This window comes from Halomonas sp. 3F2F, from assembly GCF_014897805.1.
Lineage (GTDB): Bacteria > Pseudomonadota > Gammaproteobacteria > Pseudomonadales > Halomonadaceae > Vreelandella.
Window position 1 is genome coordinate 1 of the sequence record NZ_JABUZE010000188.1, and the last position, 13751, is coordinate 13751.

The window sequence follows — 13751 nt, forward strand, 5'->3', positions numbered from 1 at the left end:
ATTTTAGCGGGGTGGCAGAACGTCGCGGAATGGACGCTTACATAGTAGCCGCATTGCAGCGCTATTTCCGCTAGGGGCAGCGCGGTTTCAAGCAGTCTATGGCGGGCACGGTCTAGTCGGGCATAGGCGACTAATTGGCCTGGACTAACGCCCACCTCGCGTTTTAATTTGCGTTCCAGGGTGCGCCTAGTAACCCCTAATGTGGCACCTAACTGTTGGGGGGGAAGCTGTAGTTTTCCAATGGCTTGAACAATCGTGGGGGTACGGCTATTGACCAGTGGCTGGCTCTTTAGTTGGTGTAATAACCATGTTTCTAACAGGCGTAAACCCTGTTGTGCATCCAGGTGGTAGAGGTGCTCCACCACGGGCATTAACCCTTGTAACGCCGGTGTTTCAAGTTCGTTATCTAAGCGCTGCGGTTTATCTGCGAATGCTTCGGGTAGCAAGCCTAACAGGCAGTGAACGCCTGCTGCTTTAAAGCGAATCCCCAGGCAGGGAGTGTAGGCGTCGAGTGTTTCTATTAACGTGCGCCTGTTAAAGCAGAGCGTGATGATGGGGTGAGAGCTATCAAGCTTGATACTGAGACTAGCGCCGGCATCGGGATAGAATTTTTCGGTTCTGGGTTCAGTAACATCCCCTGAGCCACCCATTGACCAAAGGCACTGTACCCACGGGGCTAAGCGCTTATCAGGTAGGCGATGCCGAAAATTGAGATAGTTAGCGTGGCTTGGCAGGATAAGATCGGTCATGGGGGCAATCAGCGATATGTTTTCCTAATGGTAGCTCGTATTGTCTCAATCCAGCAGCTTTTGAGAACTGGACCGGCGCCATACACTTGGTGATACTTTCTCGTGGCGAGCCCAGATACGCCTTAGTTGCCGTTCATCACCAAATCCAGATGCTTCGGCAACCCTTGCTAGTGTCCATGGCGTCTCGGTCATTAATGTTTTAGCGCGTTGCAGGCGCAACCCCATAATGTATTCACCCACCAGCATACCGGTGAGGCTTTTGAACTGGCGCCGAAAATGGCGCTCACTCATGGCTGCTTGAGTCGCTAATGTTTCAATACGCCAGGTTTGCGAGGGGGCGGCACATATTGCATCTTGAACGCGATGCAGCCGTTCATCCACATGATTGCGGCCCTCAAGCCAGGCTCCCAACTGGGGCTCCTGTCCACTGCGGCGAAGATATAGCACCATCTCTCGCGCCACCGCTAGCGCTAATGAATGGCCGCAAGCGCGGGTAAGCCAGTAGAGCATGGTATCTATACCGGTTGAAATCCCCGCGCTGGTTAAATAGCGGCCATCTTCAATAAAAATACAATCGCTTTGCACCCTAGCCTTTGGTGCTTTGGCCTGTAACTGTTCGATTAACGTGTGATGCGTGGTGCAGCGTCGCCCCTCCAGCAAGCCTGCGTCAGCCAGTAATAGCGTGCCGGAGCAAACCGTCATCAGTGTGTCCGCATAGCATGCGTTTGCCTTAAGCCAACTAACACACTCTTGCTGTGCCAATGGCTCAACGCTATTGCGATACTGTCCTGGAATTAGCAGTAGGTGTTGAGGAGGAAGTTGTTCGGGTAACGGGTCAATGCCACTAAGCGTCAGCGGTCCTAACCACGGCATAGCGGTCTTTGGGCCGACATAGCAAACCTCAACATCGATTGAAAGCCGGTCGGCACACTGCAAGACCTGAAGAGGCCCGACCAAGTCAAGGGGCACTTGGCCAGGCATCATCAATACCGCAATCCGCAGGGTGTTGGCTCTTTGGGAGAGCGGTTGACTGTTTTGTTGCTCTTCACTCACGCGTGTTTTGCCACTCATTGATCAAGTCTTGTGTGCTGATAATACGCGCAAAACGGTCTTCAAGTACCAGTTCGGTACGTGCCTTAATATCATCAGCTGACCATGTAATGCCGTTACGCGTCATAGGGAACGTTAGCGTTGCATCGCTGACAAAATCAACGCTAAAACCTAAATCTGACGCTACCCGGGTGGTTGTCTCGCAGCATTGCTCTGTGCGAATACCGCTAATCGCAAGTTGCGTAATGTCGCGTTCGCGTAACCAATTTTCAAGCTCAGTATCGCTGAATGCATTATGAACACGTTTATGGAAGGTCACCGCCGCTTTATCGTCAAAACCATCAAGCGGGCGAATTAGGCCATTAGCGGGGTCAAAAGCGCCTTGGCTACCGGGTTCTTCATGAAAAATGCGCACAACAGGTATGTTATTTGCCTGCGCCGCGTCTAGCACTGCTCGTTGCTTGGGGCGCCATGCTTGCGCCAGAGATTCTACCCAATAATCGCGGGCCGGGAAGGAGGCTTGAACGTCAATTAATAGCAGAGCGGTTTTAGACTGGGTCATGGCTAATCTCATCGTGTTGAAGTGAGGCTACAGATTAGCTATTCCTATTTCAGCCAACGATACCTTGTGCGGTCTAAAAGCGGTCAATTTCGGCCAAGTATTGGCTGATGGCGGAAAGTGTCGGCAAGAAGTGAAAAGCCGCCTTGCGGATATCGAAAGCTGTAAAATGATCACCCGGTGGTGCGCTATCAAAGGCTATAATAGCGTGATTATGGTGGAATACCGCTACCGTGACTTTTAACTATCAAGCTGGCTTCCATGGTTTTTATCGAAGATACCTAGATAAGTCGGCTTGTTGGTTGATTTTGATGTTTGTTTTAATGAAAGGAAGGTGGCTGGTAATGATTAACACCAAAATATATAAAGCGGTTTATGAGCTAGCTGAGCGGCTAATGAAAGCTGCGGCTAAAGATGACAGAGAAGCGTTTGATCCGCTCTATGCCGAGTTGCAGGCGATTTGCACCGATAACGAAAACACCGATAAAGACCACCCAGAGCAGTGGGAAACCTTGGCTGACTTTACCGAAGAGTTAGAGGATGCGCTGCCGATTTACCAAAAGGCGCTTGAGAAAGCCATTGCTAAGAACTCGAAAGACCATATGGCCTCTATCGGTTTTTCCATGGCAACGTTGCAAGTACAGTTAGGTCAAACGGATGACGCCATCGAAAGATTGCAACATGCGAAAGCCAGCGCCGATGGCATTGAAGATGATGAGCTGAAAGCAGAAATCGATCAGCTGCTTGAAACGCTAACGACCAACTAGGAAGCCTATTTTGACGAATAATGATATTTTTCGCCGCATCCGCTACACCTTTGATTTAAAAGACAGCACCATCGTGGATATCTTCTCACTGGCTGACGTCAGTGTGAGTCAAGCACAGGTCACTGCTTGGCTGAAAAAAGACGAAGATGATGCTTTTGTCACGATGAAAAATAGAGAGTTGGCGGCGTTTCTGAATGGCTTTATCAGCTTTAAACGTGGCAAGCGTGAAGGCCCGCAGCCTGCGCCTGAAGCACAGCTAAACAATAATATGGTGTTCCAGAAGCTGCGCATTGCACTGAATTTAAAAGCAGACGATATCTTGGCAGTGTTTGAACAGGTGGGCTTACCGCTGAGCCACCATGAACTCAGCGCCTTTTTCCGTAAGCCAAGCCATAAAAATTACCGTGAGTGTAAAGATCAAATGCTGCGTAATTTCTTACTCGGTATTCAACGCCAGCTACGGCCTGGCTCGAACGACACAGGTTCTGAGTCTTAAGTTCAGCGCTTTACACCACGCTTTATGTCACACGGTAACGGTAGGAGAGGTAGTACAAGGCCTCTCTGCCTTATCGACGCTAACGCTTCACGCAGACGAAAATCGCATTGCCTGAAAGCTTATCCCAAGGGGTAATGGTCTGATAGTTGTGCTCAAATACATGCACCTCAAAATAAGGCGCCAGTAGGGCGGTTAATTCCGTAAAGCTGACCGCTACCATCGGATGCTCGTCGTTCCAGACTTGCGTGGCGCCTGCGGTGGTTTTTTCAATACTCAGCCTAAGCGACTGCTTTTCGCCGTGCCCGCCGTAGTGCCAACCTGAGCTGAACGTGAAGATATTGTCATCTTGTCTGGCGCTGTGTTTAACGCACAAATCGTTATTGATTTTGTTTTTATCGACCACGTTAAAATAGAAAACGCCGCCTGGTGTTAGCGCGCGATGGGCGCTGGAAATACACCCTTTTAGTTTTTCAATCCCATCGTTGTAGTGGATCGAGTACAAAAAGCAGGTGATCAAGTCGAGGGGTTCGCTGGTTTCGAATGCACTCATATCTTGCCGTGAAAAGAGCGCTTCCGGGCAACGCTTGGCGGCGATATCCAGCATGGGCTGGTTAATATCAAGACCACTGCTGAGATAACCAAAATCAATAAAATGGCGGACATGAGGGCCCGTGCCACAGGCTAAATCAAGGTGCGCATGCCCGCCGTTGCCGAAAATCTGATGGAGTCGACGAATGGCGTTGCTTTGCGCTTGGTAGTCGATATCGACGCACATCAAATCGTAGTAGCCAGATAGATCGGTATAGAGTGCGTTGGCGGACAGATTGGCGGACATAGTAGCCTAATGGTGGGCGCTAAAATATTGGGGTGGCGCATAGTAAACGAGCGAGCAAGGTTTTAGAAGCGAGGACAAGGCGACACCCGCTTTTTTTCAAAAAGCGGGAGATACCATAGGTAAATTGTGTTTATTTAAGAGAGTTACTGCCGCCATTTTGCTCAGCTAACTGCTTAGCTTGCGTGTACCCTGTTAGCGCTAGATAGTCACGATTGCTATCGATAGCGCCGTCATTGCCAGCTTTAAAGAAGGCTTTTTCAAGCATTGCCTCTCGAGCTTCCATAAGTGTTTGCGCCATCTGCATGTGTTCGCTGACAATCTTGCAGCCGAGCTCAATGTCTCCTTTACGCAACGCCTCTAATAATTGATGTTGATAATCATAGCCTTGGCGGCGTAACTCAGGGTTGGGCTGTGCGTAGATTCGCTGACAGACGGTCATATTCATCAGTAGGCGTACTGGAAATCGGCACATCAAGGCCAATAGAGGGTTAGGGCAATAATCAATCAGAACTAAGTGAAACTCCAATTCCTTCAATCGCTGCTCGCGCTCTTCTTCTAGCGATGCTGGCGGGTGGTCATAAAAGGTCATTACTGATGCCAGTCGATCAAAGGCATCCGCATCGAGCACACCCTCAAGACTCTTTACCAGGGCTGGCCAGAGCGCTTTACGTGCTTCATAGATGTTATGAATAGTGGGTGAGTGAAAGAAAAAATAGTTACCCAGCAAGGTCATCGCTCGATCATCACTGACTTCGCTGATAAAGGCACCGCCACCTGGGCCTGTTCGCGTTTGAACCAACCCCTGGGCTTCAAGCCCCTTGAGAGCTTCACGCACCGTGCCTTTGGATGCATCTAGCGCCTGGATCAGTTCTTGTTCCTGCGGAAGTCGATCGCCGGGCTTTAATTGATGTTGCGCAATGTATTCCTTTATCGCCTCACTGATTACGTCGGTACGCTTAGGCTTAGCAGGTTGGCGTGCTTGCTTCATGGTTGTCTCAGCTAACATTGAAAGAGGCTGTTTTAGTAAGAATCATCCCCTTGAAGTGGCGTGATGTCTAGCAAATGTCGCCTCGTGTATAGCTGCGTTAAGCCGCTAGAAGAGAGGTGAAAATAATTTATAATTATAAATTCCAGGCTTCTTAAATTTGCTAATTGAGTAACCCATCATGACCTACAGTTTGATCGCACTGGATAAACAATCTGACACTTTCGGTATCGCATGTGCCACCGGAGGGCCTGCACTGGGTGGTTTTGTTCCCCATTTGCTACCGGGCATTGGTGCCGCTATTACCCAGGGCTTTAGCACCAATGTATTCAGTGCAGAACAAGGGCTGCAGCGCTTAGCCAACGGCGAAAAGGTGGTGGATATTATCGGTAGCCTGCAACAACAGGACAAAGGCGCTGCGTGGCGACAGGTGGCGTTAATGGATCGGCATGGCGTTGCCGCAGGCTGGACAGGCGATGAAAACGTCCCGATTGCTGAGATGCGAATCAGTGATGGTTTGCTGATTGCAGGCAATATGTTGGCCAGTCGAGATGTTATTCCCGCCATGGAGGCGGCCTATCTTGAGACTCGTCAGCGTAATGACATGGCTAGCGCTTTGATAGCCGCGCTAAGTGCTGCTCAGCAGCAGGGCGGGGATCATCGTGGCACGCTCTCAGCGGCTCTGAAAGTACGCGCCCCAGGCGGATTGCCCTACGATTTGCGAATCGATTATGCCCCCAACGCGATTACTGCACTGAGCGAACTTCATTTACGTATCGAGCAGGATGGCGATTTTCAGTCATTTCTTGCTCGTCTGCCCACGGCTGACTATCCGCATCGTTATTAATCATCACTACATGATTTAGACATAAGTCTAAAAGCCGAGCATCCCCAAAAATTTAACCTTTTATTCTGACTGAGTTTTTTGTTTTCCCAGTTGGAATGCTTTCTCGTCCACCTCTTTAAGGGTTTGACAGCATGTTTGACGCTCTCATAGTCTATTTATCATGATAAATAGCCGTGCTGAGCAGCTAGCCAAACAATAACCCCTTGAGGCAACCATGACGCTTTCTTTAACCCAGGCCGGAGAACAGGCATGGAAGTGGCTGGAAGATGCCGCTAAGTTCAGTGAAACCGACAATATTGAACGCGATGGCGTTACCCGCCGCTGCGCCACCCCTGAACACCGCGCTGTGCTCGATGAACTTGCAACGTGGATGAAAAGCGCGGGTATGTCTGTGCGCATGGATAACGCCGCGAACCTGATCGGTCGTTATGCCAGCCCACACGCCGGTGCCAGTACGTTGTTGCTCGGCTCGCATCAGGACACAGTTCCTAATGGAGGCAAATACGATGGCATGATGGGCGTTATTCTGCCGCTTGCCTTGGTTAGCTACTTGCATGAAAACGCGATCGAAATGCCCTTTCACATTGATGTGGTGGCGTTTAGCGACGAGGAGGGGACACGTTTCAGTTCTACCTTGCTTGGTTCTAAAGTGCTGGCGGGCACGCTTAATCCAGAGATGCTTAAAGCCCGCGATAGTCAGGACATAACGCTTGGGCAGGCACTGGCTGACTTCGGTTGTGACACTCAACGAGTCGATGCAGATCGCTATCTACCGGAAGACGTGATTGCTTTTATCGAAACACATATCGAGCAGGGCCCTCAGCTTGAGCAGGCTGATGTGCCGGTGGGGGTGGTAAGTGCAATTACCGGGATCGAACGCCACGAGATAATGGTCAAGGGCATGGCAGGTCACGCCGGAACTGTGCCTATGCACATGCGCCAGGATGCACTGGTGGGTGCTGCCCACGTTATCCAGCTGGTCGATACGTTATGCAAAAGCACCGATGAACTCGTCGGTGTTGTGGGCAAGATTGAGAACGCACCTAATGGCGTCAATGTTATCCCTCAGACCACAACCTTGAGCATTGAGTTGCGCTCACCGGATGATGCACTTCGTCGTCAAGCAAGAACTCAACTGTTAAGCCAAATTGACGCGTCTCTGAAAGCCTTGAACCTTGGCTTTGAGCATCGTCATACCTATGAACAACCTGCTGTTCAATGTGCTCAGCACCTTATCGACACCATGCGGAGTGCGCTTAAGGATACGCGAATTGAGCCACGGGTACTGTTCAGCGGCGCAGGCCATGATGGGTTAGCCATGACTGACTTGTGTGACATCGGCATGTTGTTTGTTCGTTGTCGCGGCGGTATCAGCCACCACCCCAGCGAAGCTATCAAGCCTGAGGATCTCGTCGTTGCCATTGAGGTTCTCTTAAACACCTGCCAGCGACTTGCCCAAAAGCAATAGCTGGCAGCCTCGTATCACGACGTTTGTCCAACTAGCTCAACATAAAGCCACAAAAATCATAAGGGTTGATTATGAGCCAACAACAGCAAGTTTCAGACACAAAAGCTCCTGCATCAGGTAAGTGGTACAAACAAATACCGGACCCGATGGTGCTGATTTTCTTCATTTTGGTCGCCGCCTACCTAATGACGTTTATTGTGCCCGCAGGCGAGTTTGAGCGTCAGACTGTCGATGGTCGTACGACAGTTATTCCTGAATCTTTTATGTACTTGTCAGATGTTGCGAATCTGCATTTTTTCAAGATTTTTGTCGCCATACCGCAAGGTCTGATTAATGCGTCGCAATATCTGTTTATCGTGTTTATTGCTGGTGGGCTGTTTCATATTCTGCAAAGGACCGGTGCGCTGGAAAATGCCATTGGTGTCGCCGTTCATCGCGTCGGCGCTGAAAATAGCATTAAAAGCCGCAACCTGATTATTGCTGCTGGCACCTTTATCTATGGCTTCTTTGGCGTTGCGGTTGGTTTCGAAAATAATATTGCGCTCGTACCCATTGGTGTACTGATAGCTTCTGCCATTGGCTGCTCTCGCTTAGTCGGTGTTGTGATGGCCGTGGGGGGCATCGGCATTGGTTTCGCTTTGTCGCCGATCAATCCATACACCGTTGGCGTTGCGCAAGGTATTGGTGAATTACCTACGTTTTCAGGCTGGTGGTTACGTACGCTGATGGTTGTTGCGTGCCTGGCTACCTTGACGCTTTTTATCTGCCGTTACGTTGTCAAAATGGACTACCACGATGACAACCCTGCCGAGTTAACCAAGCGTCTCGAAGACTATACGTTGACCCGCCAGAACATCATTACATTAGCCATTTTTATTGCTGGCCTGATTATTATGCTGATCGGTGTGTTTACTCGTGGTTGGTACATCAATGAAATTGCCGCCATGTTCTTGCTGATGGCGATTGTTATTGGACTCACTAACGGCCTGGGAGCCAATGCGCTGGTAAGACAGATGATGGAAGGCGCCTCATCGGTAACCGCCGGTGCCTTAGTGATTGGTGTTGCAGCCTCTATTCAGGTCATCCTTAAAGATGCCCAGATTATCGATACGATTGTTAATTCCCTTAGCTCTCTGGTGGGGGATATGCCTACCGCCGTGGCGGCTGTCGCTTCAAGTGTTATTCAAGGCGTGATTAACCTGTTTATTCCGGGCGGATCGGGCCAAGCATTGGTTACCATGCCGATTTTGATTCCTTTGGCAGACTTAATTGGCATGAGCCGTCAATTAATGATCACGTCATTCCAGGTGGGGGATGGTTTGACTAACCTGATTGTACCAACGTCTGGTGGCACCCTTGCCATGCTGGCGCTAGGCCGGGTCTCTTATGCACAGTGGCTGCGTGTTATTACTCCTTTGTTGGTGCTGGTTTACGTTATGTGCTGGGCAGCGCTGGTATTAGGCTATTACGTGGGTTATTAAGTACTGTCGTTAGGCGGTTAACTGACGGTCGACGCAGCAGTGACGGGGGAGAATCCAGAAGAATTTTCCCCCTTCGTTTTGCTGTTATGTGGTTCGTTCCTAAAGAAATTCGGTCATTGTCCGATAATCACTTAACAGGTAAAAGCCACCAAGCCGTCACAGAGTCTGCCATGCCCAAATCACCTGCTTTCCTTCTTGCTGCGATACTGTTTAGCCTAGTCACCTATACTCAGGCGTTTGCAAATACGGCTGAATCAGCGGCGCTCGCGTGGTTAGAGTCAATTGATAATGGTGAGGTTGAACAAGCCTGGGAGAGCTCATCGCCGCTACTAAAAACGCCGCTATCGCCTAGCATGCTTAGACGCATTATTGAGTTAGCACGTAATGAGTTTGGGCCGGTAGAATCACGTCGACAAGTGCAAGTCTCTCACTACCGATCTATGCCGGGTGCGCCAGATGGCGACTATATGGTTTTTATCTTCCATACTCGGTTTGAAAATAAAGCGAGAGGAATAGAAACCGTAACACCTCATCTTGAAAATGGTGAGTGGCGAGTCAGTGGTTATTATGTTCAATAGTTCTTTATAATAGCTCTTTGTAATAGCGCTTTATAATAGGTATTTGTAAATGACTGATGCCGCACCCGGCGCGTACCAAAGTGGTGATGCTATGCCTAGTATTGCTAACACGCCCGAGCCGCCTTACTACGCCGTTATTTTTACCTCGCAACGCACCGAGATCGATATCGGCTATGACGCAATGGCGGCAAGAATGGTTGAACTTGCAGCACAGCAGCCGGGATTCTTGGGGGTAGAGTCTGCCCGAAATGAAGTGGGTGTGACGGTGTCATACTGGGCTGATTTGGCCTCAATAAAAGCGTGGAAAGCCCACGCTGAGCATCAGGAAGCTCAGCGACTAGGCCATCAGCAGTGGTACCAGCACTTTAAGACGCGCATTGCCAAAGTCGAACGAGATTATGGTATTTAAACTATTAACGCAGCCTAGGTATTATGCCTAGGCTGCGTTTTTTGTTTAATAAGTGCCTGACGGTGACTTCACCCCAGCCCTCCGAGCCGCCCTCGTCATTCCCGCAGGCCCTGCCACTTCGTCATTCCCGCAGGCCCTTAGCGGGAATCCATGTTGATCTGGGTTTTCGGGCTGCTGCAGGCCAAGGTCAAGGTGGATTCCCGATTACCCCACTCGGGAATGACGGTGTGGTGACTCGGGAATGAGGTGCGGTGACTCGGGAATGACGGTGTGGTGACTCGGGAATGAGGTGCGGTGACTCGGGAATGACGGTGTGGTGACTCGGGAATGAGGTGCGGTGACTCGGGAATGACGGTGTGGTGACTCGGGAATGAGGTGCGGTGACTCGGGAATGACGGTGTGGTGACTCTGCCAGTCAGCCTTAACTGACAGGCATTACAGCCTAGGCAGGCTTTTTGCTGATTAAGTTTAAGAGGCTAACCTCAGGGCAAAGCCAATAATTAGCGTTCCAAATACCCAGCGTTGCAGTGTTTGCCTTTTTTGATGGCTGGCAAACCAGCGTTGCATCTGCGCTCCCAAGCAGGCATATAGCGCATCGTACAAAAGCCCCACGCCCACTAGCACAGCCCCCAATAGAGTAAATTGAAGCGCAACGTCACCCTGTTGGGTGTGAACGAACTGGGGTAATAACACCGAACAAAACAGCAGCGATTTTGGGTTCAGCAGGTTCGTTAAAAGGCCCCGTCTCCAGGCTAAGTAATGGCTACCGGCGAGCGATGCTTGTGGGTGGTTAGTATCGGTGCGCCGTTTGCTACGAATCAGCTGTACGCCCACCCAAATCAAGTAGGCAGCACCGAGATAACGAACAGCATCAAAAAGCCACGGAGCGGCGACAAATAGGGCGGCCAGGCCCAAACCGGCTAACGCCACATGCAGCCCTCGGGCGATGGCTAGCCCTAGCGCAGTGGCTAGCCCATGCCCGCGGCCCAGCGTACTGCTGGTATGCAGCACCAACAGCATATCCGGACCTGGAATCAGGTAAACAATGGCCAATGCACTAATAAAAAGACCGATTTCCATGGCCGCTCCCTCAAGATTGCACGTAGTGACTTTATAAAGGGCATGGTACCGTTAAAGTGATGAGTGATTTCTTGCCATTTACGCTCATGAAACATCAATTATTGGTATTTTGTGCTAACTAAGAATAGAGAAATACTTGCTTATGCCAAGTGGTCAGTTAGATGCTATCGATCGACGCATTCTTGCGTTGCTACAGGGGGATGCTCGCTTAACCAATGTGGAGCTCGCAGAGAAAGTGAATTTGTCGCCGTCTCCCTGTTTACGCCGAGTGCGACGCTTGGAAGCAAGCGGCATTATTCGTGGCTACCACGCGGAGCTTGATCGTCGAAGCGTCGGGCTGGAGTTAACGGTGTTTGTGGGCATTAAGGTAGAGCGACATCATGAAGAGCAAGCCAATGCTTTCCGAGAAGCAGTGGTTAAACTGTCGGAAGTAGTCACTGCGCATTTGGTGTCTGGTGAATCGGATTTTCTGCTACAGGTGGTAGTGCCTAGCCTAGCAGCTTACGAGGCGTTTTTAACGGGGACGTTGCTGCGCTTACCAGGAGTAAGCGATATTCGCAGCAACTTTGCTATTCAGCCGGTGAAAGAGTATGGCACATTGCCGCTGGATAATAGCGATAAGGCTTAGTCCAGGCGAGAGATGGTGGAGGCATTTAAAAGCATCTTATGTCTCTACATTTCAGTATTAATGCGACGATAGACGGCCGCTAAAAGGCTGTAGAGACCAAACGCAAAGAGCCCCAGTGCGGCCAAGACAAGCAAGCACTGACCAAAGGGCTGGCTTCCGAAAAAGAGTAATAGCATCACGATGGTGGGTGCCTTTCCGGCGCGCCATACTGTGCGTGTGCTGTGCTATTGTTTAGCGTAGGCCAAGTTATCAGGCTATTCGCTATTTTTTGATGATGCGAGCAGAAGATGAGCCATAAGTCTCCAAGTGCTAAGTCTCCACATTCTGGGTCTCCACACTCTGGGTCTCCGCGTGCTGGGGCGCCGCCTGTTTTTTGGCGCGACTCACGTCTGCCTTATGTCGAACTGCGTAAAATCAGTGATGCGAGGCAAGTGTGCTACGCCCCTCATAGCCATGTTCACTGGTCGGTAGGGGCTATTACGTCAGGCAGCAGTACGTTTTTCTATCGGGAATCGACTTACCCCATTAGCGCCGGTGACTTGGTTATGATGAACCCTGACTGGGTGCATGCCTGTAACCCCATCGAGAACGAACCTTGGGCATATTTGATGCTCTATGTGGATGCACAATGGCTAGCGGATTTACGCTATCAAATAGGCACGCTTAGTTCCCCGACCTGGAGTGATATCGATACGGCGGTGGTCTCACAGCCAGCGCTGTATGCTCATTATTGTGAAATGGCGGCTTGTTTATTGGATAAGCAATGCGCTCTCGCTACCAAGCACGCGTCAGTTACCGGGTTTCTTACCGCATTGATGCTGGCATTAGCGCACGAGACAACCGTCTCTAGGCCGCAGCCACCGGATGGCTTGCAGGCTGCGGCTGCCTATTGTGACGTGAATGCGGCTTTTGATGTGTCATTGGAAACGCTATGTCAGTTAACCGGTTATAGCGCTGGTCATCTTATCCGTGCGTTTAAGCAGCACTATGGACTTACCCCCCATGCTTATCTGATTAATCGCCGTGTTCAGCTTGGCCAGCGGGCGCTTAGGCAGGGGGAGTCGATCGTTAATGCGGCTTTATTAGCCGGCTTTAACGACCAACCCCACTTCCAGAGAACATTTAAGCGGTTAGTGGCGGCAACACCCAACCAGTATCGCTATCCGCTACTCAAACAGCAGGAAAATAGCGCTGGCAGCTAGGCCAGCAGCCAGCGTGCGGTTAATGGTAAGCAGAACGAACGGACGGTGAATATAGCGTCTAAGAAAAGCGCCTGCATAAACCCAGCTGGCCAATGACAACCAACAAATGGGTAGGTAGAGAGCAGCGAACAGCCATAACTGGTAGGGGTCATTACTGCTGGTGTAAGCCCCAATACCAGCGGCAGACGCCAGCCACGCCTTAGGGTTTAACCACTGCATCATCGCGCCGGTCATAAAGCCCGGTGGCTTATCTGTACTCTGGCCGCGAACAGCGCCATCATGTTGGCAAAGCTGATAGCTTAAGTAAAGTAAGAAAAGTAGCCCCGCCCAGCGTAATATTTCCTCCAGTAGTGGCACTACGCTTAGCAGTGAGTAGAGCCCCGCGCCAATCGCCAGGAAAAGCACTAGAAACCCCAGGGTCGCACCCGTGACAAAAATAAGCCCTTTGACAATAGGGTAGTGGGTGCCGCTACTCAGGCAAACAAGGTTGACCGGACCTGGGGAAATAGACGCGGCAAGGGCAAATGCTGACATCGGTAACAGTAGTGAAACGCTCATTGTTGTCCTCCTAAACAGAATCAAGAGCTTGCAAGAGCGCGAGAAAAGAGTATTGAACA

Annotated in this window: 17 protein-coding genes; 9 read left to right on the forward strand and 8 right to left on the reverse strand. The window is 50.5% G+C overall.

Annotated features, from left to right (window positions below):
* From INT21_RS19040 to INT21_RS19050, 3 genes are all read right to left on the reverse strand, one after another.
* Window positions 1–749, reverse strand: a 749-nt coding sequence (locus INT21_RS19040; protein WP_226930697.1) for a helix-turn-helix transcriptional regulator, incomplete at its 3' end; no start/stop codon positions are given.
* Window positions 750–794: 45 nt separating this feature from the next.
* Window positions 795–1820 carry a GlxA family transcriptional regulator gene (locus tag INT21_RS19045; RefSeq protein WP_226912328.1) on the reverse strand — a complete coding sequence of 342 codons (1026 nt, stop codon included), beginning with the start codon at window positions 1818–1820 and terminating at the stop codon, window positions 795–797.
* Window positions 1795–2361, reverse strand: coding sequence for an isochorismatase family protein (locus tag INT21_RS19050; protein WP_193067541.1), 567 nt, complete (start codon window positions 2359–2361; stop codon window positions 1795–1797). The genes INT21_RS19045 and INT21_RS19050 overlap by 26 nt, the downstream gene beginning before the upstream one ends.
* Before the next feature lie 341 nt (window positions 2362–2702).
* Here INT21_RS19050 and INT21_RS19055 point away from each other — a divergent pair, with 341 nt between their 5' ends.
* Together INT21_RS19055 and INT21_RS19060 are read left to right on the forward strand one after the other, a co-directional pair.
* The gene (locus INT21_RS19055; protein WP_095604212.1) at window positions 2703–3125 is read left to right on the forward strand and encodes a Replicative DNA helicase; all 423 of its coding nucleotides are present in this window, start codon (window positions 2703–2705) and stop codon (window positions 3123–3125) included.
* A 10-nt stretch (window positions 3126–3135) separates the two neighbouring features.
* The gene (locus tag INT21_RS19060; protein ID WP_193067540.1) at window positions 3136–3621 is read left to right on the forward strand and encodes a DUF1456 family protein; all 486 of its coding nucleotides are present in this window, start codon (window positions 3136–3138) and stop codon (window positions 3619–3621) included.
* A 79-nt stretch (window positions 3622–3700) separates the two neighbouring features.
* On the opposite strand, the gene INT21_RS19065 is transcribed toward INT21_RS19060, so the two are convergent.
* The gene (locus INT21_RS19065) at window positions 3701–4444 is read right to left on the reverse strand and encodes a class I SAM-dependent DNA methyltransferase (RefSeq protein WP_226912330.1); all 744 of its coding nucleotides are present in this window, start codon (window positions 4442–4444) and stop codon (window positions 3701–3703) included.
* Between the two features lie 142 nt (window positions 4445–4586).
* Window positions 4587–5444: a FadR/GntR family transcriptional regulator gene (locus INT21_RS19070; RefSeq protein ID WP_226912327.1), complete on the reverse strand. Its 858-nt coding sequence runs from the start codon at window positions 5442–5444 to the stop codon at window positions 4587–4589.
* Window positions 5445–5622: 178 nt separating this feature from the next.
* Here INT21_RS19070 and INT21_RS19075 point away from each other — a divergent pair, with 178 nt between their 5' ends.
* The 5 genes from INT21_RS19075 (at window position 5623) to INT21_RS19095 (ending at window position 10224) form a co-directional block, all read left to right on the forward strand.
* Entirely contained in the window at window positions 5623–6288 is a 666-nt protein-coding gene (locus tag INT21_RS19075) for a DUF1028 domain-containing protein (protein ID WP_193067537.1), read from the forward strand.
* Between the two features lie 214 nt (window positions 6289–6502).
* A complete protein-coding gene (locus INT21_RS19080) occupies window positions 6503–7756 on the forward strand; it encodes an allantoate amidohydrolase (protein ID WP_193067536.1) in 1254 nt (417 codons plus the stop codon).
* 71 nt (window positions 7757–7827) lie between these two features.
* Window positions 7828–9237: a YfcC family protein gene (locus tag INT21_RS19085; protein ID WP_226916954.1), complete on the forward strand. Its 1410-nt coding sequence runs from the start codon at window positions 7828–7830 to the stop codon at window positions 9235–9237.
* 170 nt (window positions 9238–9407) lie between these two features.
* The gene (locus INT21_RS19090; protein WP_193067432.1) at window positions 9408–9815 is read left to right on the forward strand and encodes a DUF4019 domain-containing protein; all 408 of its coding nucleotides are present in this window, start codon (window positions 9408–9410) and stop codon (window positions 9813–9815) included.
* A gap of 91 nt (window positions 9816–9906) precedes the next feature.
* On the forward strand, window positions 9907–10224 hold the full coding sequence (locus INT21_RS19095) for an antibiotic biosynthesis monooxygenase family protein (protein WP_193067434.1): 318 nt from the start codon (window positions 9907–9909) through the stop codon (window positions 10222–10224).
* Window positions 10225–10692: 468 nt separating this feature from the next.
* Here the strand turns inward: INT21_RS19095 and INT21_RS19100 are convergent, their stop codons facing one another.
* On the reverse strand, window positions 10693–11304 hold the full coding sequence (locus INT21_RS19100; RefSeq protein ID WP_193067570.1) for a LysE family translocator: 612 nt from the start codon (window positions 11302–11304) through the stop codon (window positions 10693–10695).
* A gap of 142 nt (window positions 11305–11446) precedes the next feature.
* Here INT21_RS19100 and INT21_RS19105 point away from each other — a divergent pair, with 142 nt between their 5' ends.
* The gene (locus INT21_RS19105; RefSeq protein ID WP_193067573.1) at window positions 11447–11932 is read left to right on the forward strand and encodes an Lrp/AsnC family transcriptional regulator; all 486 of its coding nucleotides are present in this window, start codon (window positions 11447–11449) and stop codon (window positions 11930–11932) included.
* A 44-nt stretch (window positions 11933–11976) separates the two neighbouring features.
* On the opposite strand, the gene INT21_RS19110 is transcribed toward INT21_RS19105, so the two are convergent.
* Entirely contained in the window at window positions 11977–12108 is a 132-nt protein-coding gene (locus tag INT21_RS19110; RefSeq protein WP_226912334.1) for a DUF1206 domain-containing protein, read from the reverse strand.
* A gap of 111 nt (window positions 12109–12219) precedes the next feature.
* Here INT21_RS19110 and INT21_RS19115 point away from each other — a divergent pair, with 111 nt between their 5' ends.
* Window positions 12220–13134, forward strand: a complete 915-nt coding sequence (locus INT21_RS19115) for an AraC family transcriptional regulator (RefSeq protein ID WP_226912333.1) — start codon at window positions 12220–12222, stop codon at window positions 13132–13134.
* Here INT21_RS19115 and INT21_RS19120 read toward each other — a convergent pair.
* The gene (locus tag INT21_RS19120) at window positions 13099–13692 is read right to left on the reverse strand and encodes a LysE family translocator (protein WP_193067569.1); all 594 of its coding nucleotides are present in this window, start codon (window positions 13690–13692) and stop codon (window positions 13099–13101) included. The two genes, INT21_RS19115 and INT21_RS19120, sit on opposite strands and share 36 nt — an antisense overlap.
* Window positions 13693–13751: the final 59 nt, after the last annotated feature.

Excerpts from the sequence above, each read along its gene's own strand:
- INT21_RS19105 (WP_193067573.1), top strand. The coding sequence starts at position 11,447 with ATGCCAAGTGGTCAGTTAGATGCTATCGATCGACGCATTCTTGCGTTG.
- INT21_RS19100 (WP_193067570.1), bottom strand. The coding sequence starts at position 11,304 with ATGGAAATCGGTCTTTTTATTAGTGCATTGGCCATTGTTTACCTGATT.
- INT21_RS19070 (WP_226912327.1), bottom strand. The coding sequence starts at position 5,444 with ATGAAGCAAGCACGCCAACCTGCTAAGCCTAAGCGTACCGACGTAATC.
- INT21_RS19085 (WP_226916954.1), top strand. The coding sequence starts at position 7,828 with ATGAGCCAACAACAGCAAGTTTCAGACACAAAAGCTCCTGCATCAGGT.
- INT21_RS19120 (WP_193067569.1), bottom strand. The coding sequence starts at position 13,692 with ATGAGCGTTTCACTACTGTTACCGATGTCAGCATTTGCCCTTGCCGCG.
- INT21_RS19115 (WP_226912333.1), top strand. The coding sequence starts at position 12,220 with ATGAGCCATAAGTCTCCAAGTGCTAAGTCTCCACATTCTGGGTCTCCA.
- INT21_RS19095 (WP_193067434.1), top strand. The coding sequence starts at position 9,907 with ATGCCTAGTATTGCTAACACGCCCGAGCCGCCTTACTACGCCGTTATT.
- INT21_RS19080 (WP_193067536.1), top strand. The coding sequence starts at position 6,503 with ATGACGCTTTCTTTAACCCAGGCCGGAGAACAGGCATGGAAGTGGCTG.
- INT21_RS19055 (WP_095604212.1), top strand. The coding sequence starts at position 2,703 with ATGATTAACACCAAAATATATAAAGCGGTTTATGAGCTAGCTGAGCGG.
- INT21_RS19090 (WP_193067432.1), top strand. The coding sequence starts at position 9,408 with ATGCCCAAATCACCTGCTTTCCTTCTTGCTGCGATACTGTTTAGCCTA.
- INT21_RS19075 (WP_193067537.1), top strand. The coding sequence starts at position 5,623 with ATGACCTACAGTTTGATCGCACTGGATAAACAATCTGACACTTTCGGT.
- INT21_RS19110 (WP_226912334.1), bottom strand. The coding sequence starts at position 12,108 with ATGCTATTACTCTTTTTCGGAAGCCAGCCCTTTGGTCAGTGCTTGCTT.
- INT21_RS19050 (WP_193067541.1), bottom strand. The coding sequence starts at position 2,361 with ATGACCCAGTCTAAAACCGCTCTGCTATTAATTGACGTTCAAGCCTCC.
- INT21_RS19045 (WP_226912328.1), bottom strand. The coding sequence starts at position 1,820 with ATGAGTGGCAAAACACGCGTGAGTGAAGAGCAACAAAACAGTCAACCG.